The sequence below is a fragment of the Dryocola baronae genome, from assembly GCF_051297175.1.
In the GTDB taxonomy this organism is placed as follows: domain Bacteria; phylum Pseudomonadota; class Gammaproteobacteria; order Enterobacterales; family Enterobacteriaceae; genus Dryocola.
This window is the reverse complement of record NZ_JBINNY010000001.1, coordinates 3,041,935-3,062,453: the sequence shown is the minus strand read 5'-3', so window position 1 is coordinate 3,062,453 and position 20,519 is coordinate 3,041,935. Positions and strand designations below refer to the sequence as shown.

Genomic DNA, 20,519 nt, shown 5'->3' with positions numbered 1-20,519 from the left:
TTTAACCTTTGCAGGAGTAAGACATGGCCTTTTCTCAAGCGGTCAGCGGCCTGAATGCTGCGGCCACCAACCTGGACGTGATTGGTAACAACATCGCCAACTCCGCCACCTACGGCTTCAAAGCCGGTTCCGCCTCTTTTGCGGATATGTTCGCCGGTTCCAAAGTGGGCCTGGGCGTAAAGGTTGCGGGCATTACCCAGGACTTTAACGACGGCACCACCACCAACACCGGGCGCGGCCTGGACGTTGCCATCAGCCAGAACGGTTTCTTCCGCCTGGTCGATGACAACGGTTCCGTCTACTACAGCCGCAACGGCCAGTTTAAGCTCGACGAAAACCGTAACCTGGTGAACATGCAGGGCATGCAGCTGACCGGCTATCCGGCAACCGGCACCCCGCCAACGATTCAGCAGGGCGCAAACCCGGTCGGGCTGTCCGTGCCGAACACGCTGATGGCGGCGAAAACCACCACCACCGCGTCCATGCAGATCAACCTGAACTCCACCGACGCGCTGCCGACCAAGGCGCCGTTCGATGCCAGCGATTCTGCAAGCTACAACAAAAAGGGCACCGTGACCGTTTTCGACAGTCAGGGTAACGCCCACGACATGAACATTTATTACGTGAAAACCGCGGACAATAAATGGGACGTTTATACCCAGGATTCAAGCGTAGCGGGCTCGGTGGCCAATAAAGCCGCGCAGATGAGCTTCGACCAGAACGGCCAACTGGCCGGGGTTAACAACTATGACCCGCAGGGTACAACCCCTGAGACCTGGGTTTTAAACCCGACGGCTAACACCCAACCGCAGATTCTGATCCAGACGGGGGCGGCTAACGGCGCGACGCCGGCAGGCTTCTCCCTGAGCTTCCTGAACTCCATGCAGCAGAACACCGGTTCCAACAACGTGGTAGCAACCAACCAGAACGGCTACAAGCCGGGCGACCTGGTGAGCTATCAGATCAACGACGACGGCACGGTGGTGGGCAACTATTCAAACGAACAGACCCAGGTGCTGGGCCAGATCGTGCTGTCGAACTTCGCAAACCCGGAAGGGCTGGCGTCCCAGGGCGATAACGTCTGGGCTTCCACCAACGCTTCCGGCGTTGCGCTTCTGGGCACGGCGGGCAGCGGCAACTTCGGGACGCTGACCAACGGCGCGCTGGAGTCTTCAAACGTGGACCTGAGTAAAGAACTGGTGAATATGATCGTCGCGCAGCGTAACTATCAGTCGAACGCGCAAACCATCAAAACCCAGGATCAAATCCTCAACACGCTGGTTAACCTGCGCTAAGCAGCTGACGGGACGGCTTAATGGATCACGCAATTTATACCGCCATGGGCGCGGCAAGTCAGACCCTGAACCAACAGGCGGTGACGGCCAGCAACCTGGCCAACGCCTCTACGCCGGGCTTTCGCGCGCAGCTTAACGCCCTGCGCGCGGTGCCGGTAGAAGGGCTTTCAATGCCTACCCGTACGCTCGTCACCGCCTCAACGCCCGGGGCGGACATGAGCCAGGGCCAGCTTGATTACACCCAACGCCCGCTGGATGTTGCCCTGCAACAGGACGGCTGGCTGGCGGTACAAAGCGCGGACGGCAGCGAGGCCTATACCCGCAACGGCAACATGCAGGTTAGCCCTACCGGGCAGCTGACCGTCAACGGGCAGCCGGTGTTAGGCGAGGGCGGCCCGATTGCTATTCCGGAAGGGGCGGAAGTCACCATCGCGGCGGACGGGACTATTTCAGCCCTGAACGCGGGCGATGCGCCAAACACCGTCGCGCCTATCGGGCGTCTGAAGCTTGTAAAAGCAACGGGCCAGGAAGTCATGCGCGGCGACGACGGCTTCTTCCGTCTTAATCCAACGGCGCTTGCTGCACGTGGCGCCACCCTGCAGGCCGATCCGAGCATTTCCGTTATGCCCGGCGTGCTGGAGGGCAGCAACGTGAAGCCGGTGGAGGCCATGGCCGACATGATTGCCAACGCGCGCCGCTTTGAGATGCAGATGAAGATGATCTCAAGCGTGGACGAAAACGAGCAGCGCGCCAACCAGCTGCTGTCGATGAGCTAAGCGGTCGTCACGTAACTAACAGGAATTCACTATGATCAGCTCTTTATGGATCGCCAAAACCGGCCTCGATGCCCAGCAGACCAATATGGATGTGATTGCCAACAACCTGGCAAACGTCTCCACCAACGGTTTTAAGCGGCAGCGCGCGGTATTTGAAGATCTGCTTTATCAGACCATCCGCCAGCCGGGCGCGCAGTCTTCCGAGCAAACCACGCTGCCATCCGGTTTGCAGATTGGTACCGGCGTGCGTCCGGTGGCGACCGAACGCCTGCACAGCCAGGGCAACCTGTCCCAGACCAACAACAGCAAGGACGTGGCGATCAAAGGCCAGGGCTTCTTCCAGGTGCAGCTGCCGGATGGCTCAAGCGCGTATACGCGTGACGGCTCGTTCCAGGTTGACCAGAACGGCCAGCTGGTAACGGCGGGCGGTTTCCAGGTTCAGCCTGCGATTACCATTCCCGCTAACGCCCTGACCATCACCGTTGGGCGTGACGGTATCGTCAGCGTCACCCAGCAGGGACAGGCGCAGCCGGTGCAGGTCGGCCAGCTTAATCTGACCACCTTCATGAACGATACCGGTCTGGAAAGCCTGGGTGAAAACCTCTATGCCGAAACCCAGTCGTCCGGCACGCCGAACGAAAGTACGCCTGGGCTTAACGGCGCGGGGCTGTTGTATCAGGGGTATGTCGAAACCTCGAACGTTAACGTGGCTGAAGAGCTGGTCAATATGATCCAGGTTCAGCGCGCCTACGAAATCAACAGTAAAGCGGTCTCTACCACAGACCAGATGCTGCAAAAACTGACGCAGCTGTAAGAAGTTTGCCGACGCGTTTGCGCGCGTCGGCCGTCGAGACCTGAAGATGAAAGCAATGCAAAAACCTATGGTTCTTCGTCCTGTCGTGCTGTGCCTGGCGCTTGCCACAGGCGGCTGCGCCCTGATTCCAACTAAACCTCTGGTTGAAGGGGCAACGACTGCCCAGCCCGTACCCGGCCCCGCGCCGGTGATCAACGGCTCTATTTTCCAGACCGCGCAGCCCGTGAACTACGGCTACCAGCCGCTGTTTGAAGACCGTCGCCCGCGTAACGTCGGCGATACCTTGACCATCCAGCTTCAGGAAAACGTCAGCGCCAGCAAAAGCTCCTCGGCAAATGCCAGCCGCGACGGCAAAACCAATTTTGGCCTGGACGTCACGCCGCGCTATCTCGAAGGCCTGTTTGGCAACGATCGCGCGTCCATTGACGGTTCGGGCGGCAACAGCTTTAACGGTAAAGGTGGCGCGAACGCCAGCAATACCTTCAGCGGCACTCTGACGGTCACGGTCGACCAGGTGTTGGCGAACGGTAACCTGCACGTGGTGGGCGAGAAACAGATCGCCATCAACCAGGGCACCGAATTTATCCGCTTCTCAGGCGTGGTGAACCCGCGCACGATCAGCGGCAGCAACAGCGTGCCGTCCACTCAGGTGGCCGATGCGCGTATCGAATATGTCGGTAACGGCTATATCAATGAGGCGCAGAACATGGGTTGGCTGCAGCGCTTCTTCCTTAATTTATCGCCGATGTAAGCGAGGGCAACATGGTCAAATATCTCTTCGCAGGGCTGATGCTGGTGGCGACCCTGGCGCAGGCCGAGCGTATTCGCGACCTGACGAGCGTACAGGGCGTGCGTGAAAACTCCCTGATTGGCTACGGCCTGGTCGTCGGCCTTGACGGTACGGGTGACCAGACCACGCAGACGCCTTTCACCACGCAAAGCCTCAACAACATGCTTTCGCAGATGGGCATTACCGTCCCGGCCGGCACCAACATGCAGCTTAAGAACGTGGCGGCGGTTATGGTCACGGCGAAATATCCGGCGTTTGCGCGCTCCGGACAAAATATCGACGTTGTGGTTTCTTCTATGGGTAATGCCAAAAGCCTGCGCGGCGGCACGCTGCTGATGACGCCGATGAAAGGGGTCGATAATCAGGTTTATGCGCTGGCGCAGGGCAATATTCTGGTCGGCGGTGCGGGGGCCTCCGCAGGCGGCAGCAGCGTGCAGGTCAACCAGCTCAACGGCGGGCGCATCACCAACGGTGCGGTCATCGAGCGCGAGCTGCCGGGCACCTTCGGGCAGGGCAACGTTATTAACCTGCAGCTCAATGACGACGACTTCACGCTTGCGCAGCAGATCACCGACACCATCAACCGCTCGCGCGGCTTTGGCAGCGCAACCGCGCTGGATGCCCGCACGATACAAATTCGCGGGCCGAGCGGCAACAGCTCGCAGGTGCGCCTGCTGGCGGATATCCAGAACCTTGAAGTGAATATGCCGACGCAGGACGCCAAAGTGATCATCAACTCGCGCACCGGCTCGGTGGTGATGAACCGCGAAGTGACGCTGGACAGCTGCGCCATCGCGCAGGGCAATCTGTCCGTTACCGTAAATCGCCAGGCGCAGGTCAGCCAGCCGGATACGCCGTTCGGCGGCGGGCAAACCGTGGTGACGCCGCAAACGCAGATCGATCTGCGCCAGTCCGGCGGTGCGTTGCAGCGCGTGAATTCCAGCGCCAACCTCAACAACGTGGTGCGCGCGCTTAACACGCTTGGCGCCACGCCGATGGAGCTGATGTCGATTCTGCAATCGATGCAGAGCGCGGGCTGTCTGCGCGCTAAAGTGGAAATCATCTAATGCTCAACGATACCCAGTCACTGGCAAATGCCGCGTGGGATGCAACATCCCTAAACGAGCTGAAGGCGAAGGCCGGGCAGGACCCTAAAGGCAACATGAAGTCCGTTGCCCGCCAGGTGGAAGGGATGTTCGTGCAGATGATGCTAAAAAGCATGCGCGAGGCGCTGCCGAAGGACGGTATTTTCAGCAGCGAGCAGTCGCGCATGTACACCAGCATGTATGACCAGCAGATCGCCCAGCAGCTTAGCGCCAAAGGGCTGGGGCTGGCGGACATGATGGTCAAGCAGATGGGCGAAAATGCCGATCCGTCGGAAGAGGCGGGCAAAGTGCCGATGAAGTTTGACGCCCAGACGGTGACAAGCTTCCAGAACCAGACGCTGACGCAGATGGTTCGCCAGGCGATTCCCAAAGCGCCGTCCAACGAAGAGCCGCTGAGCGGCGACAGCAAAGACTTTCTCGCCCAGCTTTCGCTTCCGGCAAGGCTTGCCAGCGAGCAGAGCGGCATTCCTCATCACCTGATTCTGGCGCAGGCCGCGTTGGAGTCAGGCTGGGGCCAGCGCCAAATCCGTACCGCTAGCGGCGAGCCGAGCTTCAACCTGTTTGGCGTGAAGGCGTCGGCCGGTTGGAAGGGGCCGGTCACGGAAATCACCACCACCGAATTTGAAAACGGCGCGGCGAAGAAGGTTAAGGCGAAGTTCCGCGTTTACAGCTCTTACCTTGAGGCGCTGTCCGACTATGTTGGTCTTTTAACACGTAATCCTCGCTACGCCGCCGTCACTAACGCCAGCACGCCGGAACAGGGTGCGCAGGCCCTGCAAAACGCCGGTTATGCAACGGATCCGAATTACGCCCGTAAGCTGACCGGTATGATTCAGCAGATGAAAGCGATGAGTGACAAAGTGGCGAAAGCCTACGGCAACGATCTGTCTAATTTGTTCTGATTAACCTCAAGTCCTGCGCCACGCTGCCGATACTACTTATTAATTTGCGGCTTACCGTAGGTCGGAGAAGCGTCAGCGCCATCCGACGTGACAGGTGGATAGCGCTAACGCTTATCCACCCTACAAAATTGATTCCACGGGACCCGTGACCATACGTGCTTAAGGAACCTCCATGTCCAGTAGCCTGATTAACAGTGCCATGAGCGGCCTGAGTGCTGCCCAGTCGGCACTGAACACCGTCAGTAACAACATTTCAAATTACAACGTCGCGGGATATACCCGTCAGACGACATTGCTGTCGCAGTCTAACAGCACTCTAGGTGCCGGCGGCTGGGTAGGAAACGGCGTGTACGTCAGCGGCGTGCAGCGCGAGTATGATGCGTTTATCACCAACCAGCTTCGCGCGGCGCAAACGCAAAGCAGCGGCCTGACCAGTCAGTATCAGCAGATGTCGAAAATCGACGATATGCTTTCTGGCACCACCAATACGCTTGCCACCTCGCTGCAGGGCTTTTTTACCGGCCTGCAAACGCTGGTCAGTAACTCTGAAGACCCGGCGGCGCGCCAGGCTCTGCTCGGTAAAGCGGACGGTTTGGTTAACCAGTTTAAGGTAACCGACCAGTATCTGCGTGACCAGGATAAGCAGGTTAACCTTTCGGTGCAGAGCAGCGTTGACCAGATCAATAGCTACGCCTCGCAGATTGCTAACCTGAACGACCAAATCTCTCGCCTGACGGGCGTGGGCGCGGGCGCGACGCCAAACGATCTTCTCGATCAGCGTGACCAGCTTGTTAGCCAGCTTAACCAGATCGTCGGCGTTGAGGTCAGCGTGCAGGACGGCAGCACCTATAACGTTTCTATCGCCAACGGTTTAAACCTGGTGCAGGGCAGCTCGGCCAACAAGCTGGCCGCCGTGCCTTCCAGCGCAGATCCTTCGCGCACGACCGTTGCCTACGTCGATAAAGTGTCCGGCACCACGGAAATTCCGGAAAGCCAGATTACCAGCGGTTCACTTGGCGGCGTTTTAGCCTTCCGCTCGCAGGATTTGGACAGCGCACGTAACCGCCTCGGCCAGCTGGCGCTCTCTTTTGCCGATGCTTTTAACCAGCAGCACAAGCAGGGCGTTGATGCGAACGGCGACGACGGTACGGACTTCTTTAAGATCGGCAGCCCGTCCGTGTTGAGCAACAGTAAGAATACCGGCTCGGCCACGCTTAAGCCGACGCTTACCGACAGTTCTGCGGTGCAGGCCAGCGATTATAAGGTGTCCTTCGATGGCACCGACTGGCAGGTCACCCGTCTTTCTGATAATGCCAAAATCAAGGCGAATCTGGTTGTTGACGGTGCGGGTAACACCAGCCTGAACTTTGACGGACTGAAATTAGACGTGAGCGGAAAACCGGAGAAAAACGACAGCTTTACCGTCAAGCCGGTATCGGACGCCGTCGTCAACATGGGTGTGGCAATCACCGATGAAAGCAAGCTGGCGCTGGCCTCCGAGAAGGACTCGGGCGATAGCGACAACCGTAACGCTCAGGCACTGCTTGACCTGCAGAGTGCAAAAAAAGTGGGGGGCAATAAATCCTTCAACGACGCCTATGCAAGCCTGGTGAGTGATGTCGGTAACAAGACGGCGAGCCTGAAGGTTACCAGCACGACGCAGAGCAACGTGGTTACCCAACTGAGCAATCAGCAGCAGTCTATCTCCGGGGTAAACCTGGACGAAGAGTACGGTAACCTGCAGCGCTTCCAACAATACTACCTGGCGAACGCTCAGGTTCTGCAGACGGCATCAAGCATGTTTGATGCGCTGCTGGCAATTCGATAACTGAGGGAACGAGCGGATGCGTATCAGTACTCAGATGATGTATGACCAGAACATGCGCGGCGTGTCGAACGCGCAGAGCGAATGGTTGCGTTACGGCGAGCAAATGTCGACGGGCAAGCGGGTGAACAGGCCTTCGGATGACCCGATAGCGGCTTCGCAGGCGGTAGTTTTGTCGCAGGCTCAGGCGCAGAACAGCCAGTATGCACTGGCACGTACTTTTGCGACTCAGAAAATCTCTTTAGAGGAGAACGTGCTAAGCCAGGTGACTACCGCCATCCAGTCGGCGCAGGAAAAGATTGTTTACGCCGCTAACGGCACCTTGAGCGACGATGACCGCGCTTCGCTTGCCACCGATATCAAAGGTATTCGCGACCAGATCCTGAACCTGGCCAACAGCACGGACGGTAATGGGCGCTACATCTTTGCCGGTTACAAAACGGAAAAAGCGCCGTATACCGAAACGTCCGGCACCGTTGGATATGGTGGGGGCGATCAGCCGGTTACCCAGGCTGTCGATGCCGCAAGAACGATGACTATTGGTCACACGGGCGATAAGATTTTTAACAGTATTACCAGCAATGCGGTGCCTGAGCCGGGTACGCCACCTGCCAAGTCTGAGACAGATCTCTTTGCTATGCTCGATAGCGCTATTGAAGCGCTGAATACGCCAGTAGAGAATCTGGATCAAACAGGTAAGGACGCGCAGGCTGCGGTTATCGACAAAACCAGCCGTGGCCTGAAAAACTCACTCAACAACGTGCTTTCCGTACGCGCTGAGTTGGGAACCCAGCTCAATGAACTCGACCAGCTGGATGATTTGGGCAGCGACCGCGCGTTAGGTCAGTCCCAGCAGATGAGCGACCTGATTAACGTTGACTGGAACTCGGCAATTTCCTCATACGTTATGCAGCAGGCGGCTTTACAGGCTTCCTATAAGGCGTTTAGCGATATGCAGGGCATGTCGCTGTTCCAACTGAATAAGTAATACTTTTGTTTTTGGGCGTGTCTTGAAACTGAACACGCATCATGTGCCCGCTTCCGCACCCCGGAGCGGGCTTTTTTTTGCCTGTTGAATTATCCCGTGCCTGAGGGTGAAAGCAGACATCCTTAACAACAATGAGTTCTTGCTGAATTAAGCGCATAAAAAAAGCCGGTCAGCTGCCTGACCGGCTTGTTCATTAACGCTTGAAATTACTCGGCGCTTTGTGGGCGAGTGGCTGGCGCAGTCGCCTGATGCGTTGCGCTATGGCCGCCCGCTGAACCGCGGCCGCTAAACTCAAAGTCAGGGCGAACCCAGCTGCTCTCGCGAGCCGTCTCTGGCGTATACTCAGGCGCCGGGGCACGAGTCATTGGCGCAGCGGCGTGCTTCACGCTGTGTTCAGCAACTACCGGAACTGCCGGAGCGGCTGGTGCAGGCTCTGCGACAACCGGCGCTGGCTCTACGGCTGGGGCTGGTTCTTCTGCTACCGGCGTCTCTTCCACAACCGGCGCTTGGGGCTGAACTTCTTCAGTCACCGCAGGTGCAGCGTCGACGGATTTGCTTTCTTCGACGGCGGCAACCGGAGCTTCTGGCGCAGTTTCTTCAACTACAACCGGAGCGGTTTCCACGATGTCTGCAACCTTGGCTTCCTGCGGCGCTTCTTCTGCCGCTGGCGTTGCTTCTTCAATGACCTGCTCGGCGACGGCTTCATCCTGTTCAGCGATGATATGCGGCTGCTCGGTAACCGGCGCGGCAATCACTTCTGGGTGCGTGGTTTCCACAGCAGGCTCAGCTACGATTGCTTCCTGAACAACGGGTTCTGCTACCGCAACGGCTGCCGCTGGCTGAACTTCCGCTGTAACTGGTGCATCTTCAACAACGTTCTGCTGAATTTCTTCGTGTACCGGCACGTCCTGACGGGCGATAGGGTAGCTGATCCAGGCTTTACCGGAAGCCAGTTCTGGAGATGCACAGGCGACGGTCAGCGGCATAGGAGACTGTGCCGGATAACGCTCGTCACGATAACGACGACGACGCTGGCCGCTCACGCGCAGGTGGCGCGGGGAACGACGGGAGCGACGCGGCATACCGTTGGCATCGTTACGGGAATCGCCGTTATCTTCATGCTCTGCCGGGGCTTCAACAACCGCAGGCAGTGGAATGGTAGCGACTTCTTTATGAGGAGCGATGGCTGCCTGTGCTGGCGCTTCTTCCTGCGCGGTTGCGGCGGCTGCCTGTGCTGCTGCGATATCTTCAGCAGATTCGAAACGCACTTTCTGGTTTAGCTGACGCTGTTTACGGCGCGGCATAACCTGAACGCGTTCTTCCTGCTCCGCTTCAACCTCAACGACTTCATCACGCTGCAGCGCTTTAACTTCCTGCTGCGCCTGACGCTTGTCATCGCTGCGGCGACGGTTACGGTCACGGCGTGGCTGCTGTTCGTCGCGGGCCTTCGGTTTTTCAACTTCTTCTGCAACGCTCGGACGTGCTTCACGCACTTCCGCAGTCTGCTGTTGGCCCTGACGACGGTTGCGACGGTTTTCGTCACGATTTTCGCGCGGCTCGCGGGTTTCACGGCCTTCACGGCTTTCGCGGTTTTCGTTACGGCTGTCGCGGTCGCGGTTGTTACGATCGCCACGCTCGCCACGGTCACGGCGGTTGTTTTGACGACGGTTATTACGGCGCTCCTGACCCTGACGTTGAGTGTCGGCTTCAGCAGGCTTCTCTTCTTTAACTTCTTTGCTTTCGACTGGAGTTTCACCGGCAAAGAGGTTTTTCAGCGCGTTGAAGAAGCGGCTGACAAGGCCTGGCTGTTCAGGGGCTTTCGGCTGCGCCGTTACGGCAGGCTTCGCGGCAGCAACTGGCGTTGCAACAGGTGCAACTGCTTCTTGCGGAGCAGGGGGCGCATCTGGCATCACGAAGGCAGCCAGCGCAGGCTGCTCAGGGCGCTTGCGTTCGGCATATTCTTCATCAGATGGCATCGCCATCTCTTCTTCATGCAGCTTAGGCAGCATGTAGCTCAGAGTTTTAGTTTCTTCGCCTTTGCGCACGCGCAGAACGGAGTAGTGCGGCGTTTCCATTTGGTCGTTTGGCACGATGATGGCCTTCACGCCGCCCTGACGAGTTTCAATCGCGCTTACCGCATCGCGTTTTTCGTTCAGCAGGTAAGAGGCAATTGGCACAGGAACGATCGCGTGAACTTCCTGAGTATTCTCTTTCAGCGCTTCTTCTTCGATCAGACGCAGAATAGAAAGCGCCATGGATTCGTTGTCGCGAATGGTGCCGGTGCCGCTACAGCGTGGGCAGACGTGGTGGCTTGATTCGCCCAGAGAAGGGGAAAGACGCTGGCGGGACATTTCCAGCAGGCCGAAGCGTGAAATATGGCTGATCTGGATACGCGCGCGATCCTGGCGAACGGCTTCACGCAGACGGTTTTCAACCGCGCGCTGGTGGCGTACCGGGGTCATATCGATGAAGTCGATAACGATCAGGCCGCCGAGGTCGCGAAGACGCAGCTGGCGGGCAATTTCATCGGCCGCTTCAAGGTTGGTGTTGAACGCAGTTTCTTCGATGTCGCCACCGCGCGTTGCGCGAGCGGAGTTGATGTCGATAGCGGTAAGGGCTTCGGTGGTGTCAATAACGATGGAACCACCTGACGGCAGACGGACTTCACGCTGGAAAGCGGATTCAATCTGTGACTCAATCTGGTAATGGCTGAACAGCGGGATTTCACCGGTGTAAAGCTTAATTTTGCTGCTGAAGTCTGGACGACCCAGCGCGCCGATATGCTGGCGAGCAAGCTCGAGCACTTTCGGGTTGTCGATGAGGATTTCACCGATGTCCTGGCGCAGATAGTCGCGGAAGGCGCGAACGATAACGTTGCTTTCCTGATGAATCAGGAACGGAGCAGGGCGGTTCTCTGCGGCTTTCTGTATGGCTTCCCAATGCTTAAGACGGAAGCTTAAATCCCATTGCAGCGCTTCGGCGGATTTACCCACGCCGGCAGTACGTACAATCAGACCCATGCCGTCAGGGAGCTCCAGAGAAGACAAGGCTTCTTTCAGTTCGGTACGGTCGTCGCCTTCGATACGGCGTGAAATACCACCGGCGCGAGGGTTGTTCGGCATCAGTACCAGATAGCTGCCTGCCAGGCTGATAAAGGTAGTTAAGGCTGCGCCTTTATTACCACGTTCTTCTTTATCGATCTGGACGATCACTTCCTGGCCTTCGCGCAAAACATCTTTGATGTTCGGACGACCATGTGATGAATAATTAGACGGGAAATATTCGCGGGCAATTTCTTTAAGAGGGAGGAAACCATGACGTTCCGCGCCGTAATCTACAAATGCCGCTTCAAGACTTGGTTCAATACGGGTGATTTTTCCTTTATAGATGTTGGCTTTTTTCTGTTCGTGTCCTGGGCTTTCAATATCCAGGTCGTACAGGCGCTGCCCATCTACAAGGGCGACACGCAACTCTTCTTGCTGAGTCGCGTTAATTAGCATTCTTTTCATCGTAACTTACTCATTATTCTTACATTGGTGATTAGCTACGGGCATGGTGACGCTGACCGGGAATGAACCGATGGCCTCGTGACTGATCGCACAGTCGCCAACCTCACGGTTGTCGCTTGCTGAGAGGCGCAAAGTGTCGGTAGCCTGTATTTCATACGGAAATACAGCGCAATTATCGTGGGAACAAGCCTTGGAAAAGTTTCGCAAGTGTAGGTTCCATTTTACCGGTCAGGCTGCAACCCGCAGCCCGCTAACTGCCTGAAAGTTCAATACGTCTTACGCCATTGCTGCGTTGATGAACGTGCAGACAAAAATGGTCATTCCGCAAAATCTCTTGTTCTAACAAGTATCAACACGGAAAACCGCAACATTATTCCATTGCTAACCTTATTATAGCAAGATGACTTTTGCCTTTGATGTCTCGTTTCTTGCAGATTTATAACTCACGTTTTGTCCGTTCAGAACAGAAAACATAAAAAGGCGGGTTATATCGCTGCAAATGAGGCAGATTCTCAGTTAAGCACATAAAAATGAGTGGCGCTATGCGCGTACGCTATTTAGAATCGCCGACCATGAAAACAGAGACTCCTTCCGTAAAAATCGTTGCTATTTCCGCCGATGAGGCCGGGCAACGTATCGACAATTTTCTGCTCTCCCGCTTGAAGGGCGTGCCGAAAAGCATGATTTATCGCATTTTGCGTAAAGGTGAAGTTCGCGTTAATAAAAAGCGCGTGAAACCCGAGTACAAGCTCGAAGATGGCGATGAGGTCAGGATCCCGCCGGTCAGAGTGGCCGAACGTGAAGACGCGCCGGTTTCACCGCACCTGCAAAAGGTCGCCGCGCTCGCTGATGCCATCCTTTATGAAGACGATCATATCCTCGTTTTGAATAAACCGTCGGGTACGGCAGTTCACGGCGGCAGCGGTCTGAGCTTCGGGGTCATTGAAGGCCTGCGCGCGTTACGCCCGGACGCCCGATTCCTGGAACTGGTTCATCGCCTTGACCGCGATACGTCAGGTATTTTGCTGGTGGCTAAAAAGCGCTCCGCGCTGCGTTCGCTGCATGAACAGCTGCGCGAAAAAGGCATGCAGAAAGATTATCTCGCCCTGGTGCGCGGGCAGTGGCAGTCGCATATGAAGGTGGTGCAGGCACCGCTGCTGAAAAATATTCTGCAAAGCGGCGAGCGTATCGTGCGAGTGAATAGCGAAGGCAAGGCCTCCGAAACCCGCTTTAAAGTCGAAGAGCGCTATACGTTCGCCACCCTGGTTCGCTGTAGCCCTGTAACTGGCCGTACGCACCAGATTCGCGTACATACGCTTCATGCGGGCCATCCAATCGCCTTTGACGATCGCTACGGTGACCGAGAGTTCGATAAGCAGCTGTCGGGCACCGGTCTTAATCGCCTGTTTCTGCATGCCGCCGCTCTGCGTTTTACGCATCCCAATACCGGTGAAATTATGCGTGTTGAAGCGCCACTCGACGATCAGCTAAAGCGCTGTCTTAACGTTTTGCGTAACTCGCACCAGAACTAGCAGAAGTTTCGGCGGATGGCGCTTCGCTTATCCGCCCTATAAATCTTGCAGCGGGTTTACCCCTTCGTTTCGCAACATTTCACATAAGGCAATAAGCGGTAAACCAACCAGCGTGTTGGGATCGCGCCCCTCTAGCCTTTCAAACAGCGTTATGCCCAGCCCTTCGCTTTTAAAACTGCCTGCGCACTGAAGCGGCTGCTCTTTACGGACATAATTTCGAATCTCATCTTCGCTAAGATGGCGGAAATGAACGTCAAACGGCTCACAGGCCGTTTGCAGATGGCCGTTCTCAGAATTGTACAACGCAAGGCCCGTGTAGAACGTCACAATGCTGTTACGAGCGAGTAGAAGCTGCTGTACGGCATTTTCTTCGGTGTGCGGTTTACCGGTTATCTGATTATTTAAAACGCAAACCTGATCTGAACCGATAATAAGGTGGGCAGGATAGATAGCTTTCAGAGCCTGAGCTTTAGCCTGTGCCAGACGAGTAACAAGTTCGCGCGCAGACTCCGCAGGCCTTGCCGTCTCGTCTGTCTCTGGAGATGCGGTAATAAAAGGCAAGCCCAGCTTTTCCAGCAGCTGGCGGCGAAAGGGCGAGGTAGAAGCAAGCACAATTGATTTCATATTTTTTTCATTAAAGATAGCGAATTGGATAAAGGCATTTTAAACTGTGCCACCGCAATGTGTGCGAATAAATGGCGAAAGGCGCTGTTTCGAGGCCTTTTTCTTTGACTCTATGACGTTACAAAGTTAATATGCGCGCCCTATGCAAAAGGTAAAATTACCCCTGACTCTCGATCCGGTTCGTACGGCTCAAAAACGCCTTGATTACCAGGGTATTTATACCCCGGAACAGGTTGAGCGCGTCGCCGAATTTGTGGTCAGTGTGGACAGTGATGTGGAATGCGATATGCGGTTTGCTATCGACGATCAACGACTCGCGGTTTTAACCGGTGATGCGAAGGTTGCGGTAACTCTCTCATGTCAGCGTTGCGGGAAGCCGTTTGCTCATCATGTCTACACACAGTATTGTTTTAGCCCGATCGTCAAAGACGAGCAGGCTGAAGCACTCCCGGAAGCGTATGAGCCGGTTCAGGTTAACGAATTTGGCGAAATCGATCTTCTGGCGTTGGTTGAAGATGAAATCATCCTCTCCTTGCCAGTCGTTCCGGTGCATGATTCTGAACACTGTGAAGTGTCCGAGGCGGACATGGTCTTTGGCAAACTGCCTGAAGAGGCGGAGAAACCAAATCCATTTGCCGTATTAGCCAGTTTAAAGCGTAAGTAATTGAGGAGTAAGGTCCATGGCCGTACAACAGAATAAACCAACCCGTTCCAAACGTGGCATGCGTCGTTCCCATGACGCGCTGACCACCACCACCCTGTCCGTGGACAAAGTTTCTGGCGAAACTCATCTGCGTCACCACATCACTGCCGATGGTTACTACCGCGGCCGTAAAGTTATCGCTAAATAATCACGCTTAGCGTGATTATTCAGTTTTCCCTGTGAAAACGGGGATAAACCGTAATCTGGCGATATCTTGACACGTCTAACCCTTGCGTTAGATGCCATGGGTGGGGACTTCGGTCCTTCCGTGACAGTGCCTGCAGCATTGCAGGCACTGGACTCTAACTCCCAGCTAAGCCTTCTTTTAGTCGGTGATCCCGACGCCATCACGCCATTACTTGCCAAAGCTGATTTTGAAAAACGTTCGCGTCTGCAGATTATCCCTGCGGAATCGGTTATTGCCAGTGATGCCAGACCGTCGCAAGCGATCCGCAATAGTCGCGGTTCCTCTATGCGACTGGCACTTGAATTGGTAAAAGAAGGGCGGGCTGAAGCCTGCGTGAGTGCTGGAAATACCGGCGCATTAATGGGCCTTGCGAAATTACTGCTTAAACCCATTGAAGGAATTGAACGCCCGGCTCTGATGACCGTTTTACCCCATCAGCAGAAGGGGAAAACCGTGGTGCTGGACCTCGGCGCCAATGTAGACTGCGACAGCAATATGCTGGTGCAGTTTGCCATTATGGGATCCGTGATGGCAGAAGAAGTGCTGGGTCTGGTGAATCCGCGCGTGGCGCTGCTAAACATTGGCGAAGAAGAGACAAAAGGCCTCGACAGTATTCGCGATGCCTCAGCTTTATTAAAAACAATGCCTTCTATCAACTATATTGGTTATCTTGAAGCCAACGAACTGTTGACCGGCAAAACGGATGTACTGGTGTGTGATGGCTTTGTCGGCAACGTCACACTGAAGACGATGGAAGGTGTTGTCAGAATGTTCCTTACGCTCCTGAAATCCCAGGGCGAAGGGAAAAAAAGGTCGTGGTGGCTGATTTTATTGAAGCGTTGGTTACAAAAGCATCTGACCAGGCGATTCAGTCACCTCAACCCCGACCAGTATAATGGCGCCTGTCTGTTAGGATTGCGCGGCACGGTGATTAAGAGTCACGGTGCGGCCAATCAGCGAGCGTTTGCTGTCGCGATTGAACAGGCAGTGCAGGCGGTGCGGCGGCAAGTTCCCACCCGGATTGCTGCCCGCCTGGAATCTGTATTACCCAAGAGTGACTGAGCGTACATGTATACAAAGATTATTGGTACGGGCAGCTATCTGCCCGAACACGTGCGGACTAACGCCGACCTGGAAAAAATGGTGGATACCTCTGACGAGTGGATCGTCACCCGTACAGGTATTCGTGAGCGCCACATTGCAGCGCCAAATGAAACCGTGGCTACCATGGGTTTCACCGCTGCAAATCGCGCCCTTGAAATGGCCGGTATTGATAAATCCGAAATTGGCTTAATCATTGTTGCGACCACGTCCTCGACACACGCCTTCCCAAGCGCGGCCTGTCAAATTCAGGCTATGCTGGGAATCAAGGGCTGCCCGGCGTTTGATGTGGCGGCCGCGTGTGCTGGTTTCACCTACGCGTTAAGCGTTGCTGACCAATATGTGAAGTCCGGTGCGGTAAAACACGCTCTGGTTATTGGTTCCGACGTGCTGGCACGCACCTGCGATCCAACCGATCGCGGAACGATTATTATTTTTGGTGATGGTGCCGGTGCCGTTGTGCTTGGCGCTTCTGAAGAGCAGGGCATCATCTCTACTCATCTGCATGCAGATGGCAGCTACGGCGAGCTTCTAACGTTGCCAAATGCCGATCGCGTGAATCCTGAAAAGTCGATTCACCTGACCATGGCCGGTAACGAAGTCTTTAAAGTTGCGGTGACCGAGCTTGCTCATATCGTCGACGAAACGCTGGCGGCCAATAATCTCGACCGTTCCGCGCTCGACTGGTTAGTGCCGCATCAGGCAAACCTGCGGATCATCAGCGCGACGGCGAAGAAGCTGGGCATGTCGATGGACAACGTTGTTGTCACGTTAGATCGTCACGGTAATACCTCTGCGGCGTCCGTACCTGCGGCGCTGGATGAAGCAGTGCGTGACGGACGCATTCAACGCGGACAATTAGTTCTGCTTGAAGCGTTCGGCGGCGGCTTTACCTGGGGTTCAGCACTGGTTCGTTTTTGATTATAGGGACAAATAGATGACTCAATTCGCTTTTGTTTTCCCGGGGCAGGGCTCTCAGACTGTCGGTATGCTGGCTGATTTAGCGGCAAACTATCCGATTATCGAAGAAACCTTCCGTGAAGCTTCTGATGCACTGGGCTATGATCTTTGGGCGTTGACGCAACAGGGCCCGGCAGAAGAACTGAACAAAACCTGGCAGACTCAGCCAGCGCTTCTGGCAGCCTCTGTAGCAATTTACCGTGTCTGGCAGCAGCAGGGTGGAAAAACGCCAACGTTGATGGCCGGTCATAGCTTGGGTGAATATTCCGCGCTGGTTTGCGCTGGAGTTATCAACTTCGCTGATGCCGTTCGTTTGGTTGAACTGCGTGGCAAACTGATGCAGGAAGCCGTACCAGCAGGTACCGGCGCAATGTCTGCTATCATCGGTCTTGACGATGCGTCTATCGCAAAAGCGTGTGAAGAAGCGGCACAGGGGCAGGTCGTGTCTCCTGTAAACTTCAACTCACCGGGCCAGGTTGTGATCGCCGGTAATAAAGAAGCAGTCGAACGTGCAGGCGCGGCTTGTAAAGCTGCGGGCGCAAAACGTGCTCTTCCACTGCCGGTAAGCGTGCCTTCTCACTGCGCGCTGATGAAACCTGCGGCAGATAAATTAGCCGTTGCGCTGGAAGGCATTACCTTCAACGCACCGACAGTACCGGTTGTGAATAACGTTGACGTTAAGTGTGAAACCTCACCAGAAGCTATTCGTAGCGCGCTGGTTCGTCAACTGTACAGCCCGGTGCAATGGACAAAATCTGTAGAATTTATGGCAGCACAGGGCGTGACCCAGTTGCTGGAAGTCGGCCCAGGTAAAGTCCTGACTGGCCTGACTAAACGTATTGTTGACACCCTGACGGCGGCGGCCATTAACGAGCCTGCATCGCTGGCAGCGGCGCTTGAGCAATAAAACGAGGAAAACCATGAGTTTTGAAGGAAAAGTTGCGCTGGTAACCGGCGCAAGCCGTGGTATCGGCCGTGCCATCGCTGAGACCTTAGTGGCTCGCGGTGCTAAAGTTATTGGTACAGCGACCAGCGAAAGCGGTGCGCAGGCCATCAGTGACTATTTAGGCACTAACGGCAAAGGTTTCATGCTGAATGTGACCGATCCGGCATCTATCGAGTCGGTATTAGGAAATATTCGCGCAGAATTTGGCGAAGTGGATATTCTGGTAAATAATGCCGGTATCACTCGTGATAACCTGTTAATGCGCATGAAAGATGACGAGTGGAACGATATCATCGAAACCAACCTGTCATCGGTATTCCGTCTGTCAAAAGCGGTAATGCGCGCTATGATGAAAAAGCGTCATGGTCGTATTATCACTATCGGTTCTGTGGTTGGTACCATGGGAAATGCTGGTCAGGCCAACTATGCTGCGGCTAAAGCAGGCCTGATTGGTTTCAGTAAATCGCTGGCACGAGAAGTTGCGTCTCGCGGTATTACTGTAAACGTTGTTGCTCCGGGTTTTATTGAAACGGACATGACGCGTGCGCTCTCTGACGATCAGCGTGCGGGTATTCTGGCGCAGGTTCCAGCGGGTCGCTTAGGTGACGCAAAAGAAATCGCCAGTGCAGTAGCATTTTTAGCCTCTGACGAGGCCGGGTACATCTCTGGTGAGACCCTGCACGTCAATGGCGGAATGTACATGGTTTAACCACGATTAAAATTATTTGCGTTATTTGGGCGAATGCCCGCAAAATAGCGTAAAATCGTGGTACGACCTGCCGGGATTTAGTTGCATCTTTTTCAACATTTTATACACTACGAAAACCATCGCGAAAGCGAGTTTTGATAGGAAATTTAAGAGTATGAGCACTATCGAAGAACGCGTTAAGAAAATCATTGGCGAACAACTGGGCGTTAAGCAGGAAGAAGTAATCAACTCCGCTTCCTTCGTTGAGGACCTGGGCGCTGATTCTCTTGACACCGTTGAGCTGGTAATGGCTCTGGAAGAAGAGTTTGATACTGAGATTCCGGACGAAGAAGCTGAGAAAATCACCACCGTTCAGGCTGCCATTGATTACATCAACGGTCACCAGGCGTAAGTGAACATCTCCAGGCGGTCACTCGACCGCCTGAGTTTTATCTAATTGTCCCACAAGTCCTATTTTTTCCCTCCCTGGAGGACAAACGTGTCTAAGCGTCGTGTAGTTGTGACCGGACTGGGCATGTTGTCTCCTGTCGGCAATACCGTAGAGTCTACCTGGAAAGCTCTCCTTGCCGGTCAGAGTGGCATCAGCCTGATCGACCATTTCGATACTACCGCCTATGCAACGAAATTTGCTGGCTTAGTAAAGGATTTTAACTGTGATGACATCATCTCGCGTAAAGAACAGCGCAAGATGGATGCCTTCATTCAATATGGAATTGTCGCTGGCCATCAAGCCATGCTGGATTCTGGGCTTGAAGTAACGGAAGAGAACGCATCCCGTATTGGCGCCGCAATCGGCTCTGGTATTGGTGGTCTGGGTCTTATCGAAGAAAACCACACTTCGCTGGTTAACGGTGGTCCACGTAAGATCAGCCCATTCTTCGTACCGTCTACTATTGTGAATATGGTGGCAGGTCACCTGACCATTATGTTCGGCCTACGTGGCCCAAGCATCTCTATCGCTACCGCGTGTACTTCTGGTGTGCATAACATTGGTCATGCAGCACGCATCATCGCCTATGGTGATGCTGACGCAATGCTTGCCGGTGGTGCAGAAAAAGCCAGTACTCCGCTGGGTGTCGGTGGTTTTGGTGCAGCGCGTGCGCTCTCCACCCGTAATGACAATCCGCAAGCGGCTAGCCGCCCGTGGGATAAAGACCGTGATGGTTTTGTGCTGGGGGACGGTGCGGGCGTGATCATGCTCGAAGAGTATGAACATGCGAAGAAACGTGGCGCTAAAATCTACGCTGAAATCGTCGGCTTTGGTATGAGCAGCGATGCTTACCACATGACTTCTCCACCGGAAAACGGTGCCGGTGCTGCACAGGCGATGGAAAATGCGCTGCGTGATGCCGGTATTGCTCCAGGCCAGATTGGCTACGTTAACGCGCACGGTACGTCTACGCCTGCCGGTGACAAAGCTGAAACTCAGGCGGTGAAAACCATCTTTGGTGAAGACGCAAGCCGCGTGCTGGTAAGCTCCACCAAATCCATGACCGGTCACCTGTTAGGTGCTGCGGGTGCAGTAGAATCGATCTACTCTATCCTTGCCCTGCGCGACCAGGCCGTGCCGCCGACCATCAACCTCGATAACCCTGACGAAGGCTGCGATCTGGACTTTGTTCCGCATGTTGCACGCCAGGTTAAAGGCATGGAATACACCTTGTGTAACTCCTTCGGCTTTGGTGGGACAAACGGCTCTTTGATCTTCAAGAAGGTCTAAGCCGTACACATATTGGGCTCGCCTGCGGGCCC

The 20,519-nt window shown here is 55.2% G+C and carries 19 protein-coding genes; 17 read left to right on the top strand and 2 right to left on the bottom strand.

Annotated elements, in window-relative coordinates:
• Positions 1 to 23 precede the first annotated feature (23 nt).
• From flgE to flgL, 8 genes are all read left to right on the top strand, one after another.
• A complete protein-coding gene (gene flgE / locus ACSPHG_RS14630; RefSeq protein ID WP_435954243.1) occupies positions 24 to 1,295 on the top strand; it encodes a flagellar hook protein FlgE in 1,272 nt (423 codons plus the stop codon).
• A gap of 20 nt (positions 1,296 to 1,315) precedes the next feature.
• Complete coding sequence (locus tag ACSPHG_RS14625; RefSeq protein WP_435954242.1) at positions 1,316 to 2,071, top strand: flagellar basal body rod protein FlgF; 756 nt, start codon at positions 1,316 to 1,318, stop codon at positions 2,069 to 2,071.
• Positions 2,072 to 2,102: 31 nt separating this feature from the next.
• Positions 2,103 to 2,885: a flagellar basal-body rod protein FlgG gene (gene flgG / locus ACSPHG_RS14620; RefSeq protein ID WP_435954241.1), complete on the top strand. Its 783-nt coding sequence runs from the start codon at positions 2,103 to 2,105 to the stop codon at positions 2,883 to 2,885.
• A gap of 55 nt (positions 2,886 to 2,940) precedes the next feature.
• Positions 2,941 to 3,636, top strand: a complete 696-nt coding sequence (locus ACSPHG_RS14615) for a flagellar basal body L-ring protein FlgH (RefSeq protein ID WP_435954240.1) — start codon at positions 2,941 to 2,943, stop codon at positions 3,634 to 3,636.
• A gap of 11 nt (positions 3,637 to 3,647) precedes the next feature.
• Positions 3,648 to 4,742, top strand: a complete 1,095-nt coding sequence (locus ACSPHG_RS14610; protein ID WP_435954239.1) for a flagellar basal body P-ring protein FlgI — start codon at positions 3,648 to 3,650, stop codon at positions 4,740 to 4,742.
• Positions 4,742 to 5,683, top strand: a complete 942-nt coding sequence (gene flgJ, locus ACSPHG_RS14605; RefSeq protein WP_435954238.1) for a flagellar assembly peptidoglycan hydrolase FlgJ — start codon at positions 4,742 to 4,744, stop codon at positions 5,681 to 5,683. The genes ACSPHG_RS14610 and flgJ overlap by 1 nt, the downstream gene beginning before the upstream one ends.
• A gap of 172 nt (positions 5,684 to 5,855) precedes the next feature.
• The gene (gene flgK, locus ACSPHG_RS14600) at positions 5,856 to 7,511 is read left to right on the top strand and encodes a flagellar hook-associated protein FlgK (protein WP_435954237.1); all 1,656 of its coding nucleotides are present in this window, start codon (positions 5,856 to 5,858) and stop codon (positions 7,509 to 7,511) included.
• Between the two features lie 16 nt (positions 7,512 to 7,527).
• Positions 7,528 to 8,496: a flagellar hook-associated protein FlgL gene (gene flgL, locus ACSPHG_RS14595; RefSeq protein ID WP_435954236.1), complete on the top strand. Its 969-nt coding sequence runs from the start codon at positions 7,528 to 7,530 to the stop codon at positions 8,494 to 8,496.
• Positions 8,497 to 8,702: 206 nt separating this feature from the next.
• On the opposite strand, the gene rne is transcribed toward flgL, so the two are convergent.
• Positions 8,703 to 12,005, bottom strand: a complete 3,303-nt coding sequence (gene rne / locus ACSPHG_RS14590) for a ribonuclease E (RefSeq protein ID WP_435954235.1) — start codon at positions 12,003 to 12,005, stop codon at positions 8,703 to 8,705.
• Between the two features lie 572 nt (positions 12,006 to 12,577).
• Here rne and rluC point away from each other — a divergent pair.
• Positions 12,578 to 13,537 carry a 23S rRNA pseudouridine(955/2504/2580) synthase RluC gene (gene rluC, locus ACSPHG_RS14585; RefSeq protein ID WP_435954234.1) on the top strand — a complete coding sequence of 320 codons (960 nt, stop codon included), beginning with the start codon at positions 12,578 to 12,580 and terminating at the stop codon, positions 13,535 to 13,537.
• 36 nt (positions 13,538 to 13,573) lie between these two features.
• Here the strand turns inward: rluC and ACSPHG_RS14580 are convergent, their stop codons facing one another.
• Positions 13,574 to 14,161, bottom strand: a complete 588-nt coding sequence (locus ACSPHG_RS14580; RefSeq protein WP_435954233.1) for a Maf family protein — start codon at positions 14,159 to 14,161, stop codon at positions 13,574 to 13,576.
• Between the two features lie 142 nt (positions 14,162 to 14,303).
• Here ACSPHG_RS14580 and yceD point away from each other — a divergent pair, with 142 nt between their 5' ends.
• The 8 genes from yceD (at position 14,304) to fabF (ending at position 20,487) form a co-directional block, all read left to right on the top strand.
• On the top strand, positions 14,304 to 14,825 hold the full coding sequence (gene yceD, locus ACSPHG_RS14575; RefSeq protein WP_435954232.1) for a 23S rRNA accumulation protein YceD: 522 nt from the start codon (positions 14,304 to 14,306) through the stop codon (positions 14,823 to 14,825).
• Between the two features lie 16 nt (positions 14,826 to 14,841).
• Positions 14,842 to 15,012 (top strand): 50S ribosomal protein L32, encoded by a 171-nt coding sequence (gene rpmF / locus ACSPHG_RS14570; protein WP_013508656.1) that lies wholly within the window; start codon positions 14,842 to 14,844, stop codon positions 15,010 to 15,012.
• Positions 15,013 to 15,078: 66 nt separating this feature from the next.
• Positions 15,079 to 16,113, top strand: a complete 1,035-nt coding sequence (gene plsX / locus ACSPHG_RS14565) for a phosphate acyltransferase PlsX (RefSeq protein ID WP_435954231.1) — start codon at positions 15,079 to 15,081, stop codon at positions 16,111 to 16,113.
• 6 nt (positions 16,114 to 16,119) lie between these two features.
• The gene (locus tag ACSPHG_RS14560; RefSeq protein WP_435954230.1) at positions 16,120 to 17,073 is read left to right on the top strand and encodes a beta-ketoacyl-ACP synthase III; all 954 of its coding nucleotides are present in this window, start codon (positions 16,120 to 16,122) and stop codon (positions 17,071 to 17,073) included.
• Between the two features lie 16 nt (positions 17,074 to 17,089).
• A complete protein-coding gene (gene fabD, locus ACSPHG_RS14555; RefSeq protein WP_435954229.1) occupies positions 17,090 to 18,019 on the top strand; it encodes an ACP S-malonyltransferase in 930 nt (309 codons plus the stop codon).
• Positions 18,020 to 18,032: 13 nt separating this feature from the next.
• The gene (gene fabG, locus ACSPHG_RS14550) at positions 18,033 to 18,767 is read left to right on the top strand and encodes a 3-oxoacyl-ACP reductase FabG (RefSeq protein WP_435954228.1); all 735 of its coding nucleotides are present in this window, start codon (positions 18,033 to 18,035) and stop codon (positions 18,765 to 18,767) included.
• Positions 18,768 to 18,921: 154 nt separating this feature from the next.
• A complete protein-coding gene (gene acpP, locus ACSPHG_RS14545) occupies positions 18,922 to 19,158 on the top strand; it encodes an acyl carrier protein (RefSeq protein ID WP_034456161.1) in 237 nt (78 codons plus the stop codon).
• A gap of 87 nt (positions 19,159 to 19,245) precedes the next feature.
• Entirely contained in the window at positions 19,246 to 20,487 is a 1,242-nt protein-coding gene (gene fabF, locus ACSPHG_RS14540; protein WP_435954227.1) for a beta-ketoacyl-ACP synthase II, read from the top strand.
• The last annotated feature ends 32 nt before the right edge of the window (positions 20,488 to 20,519 follow it).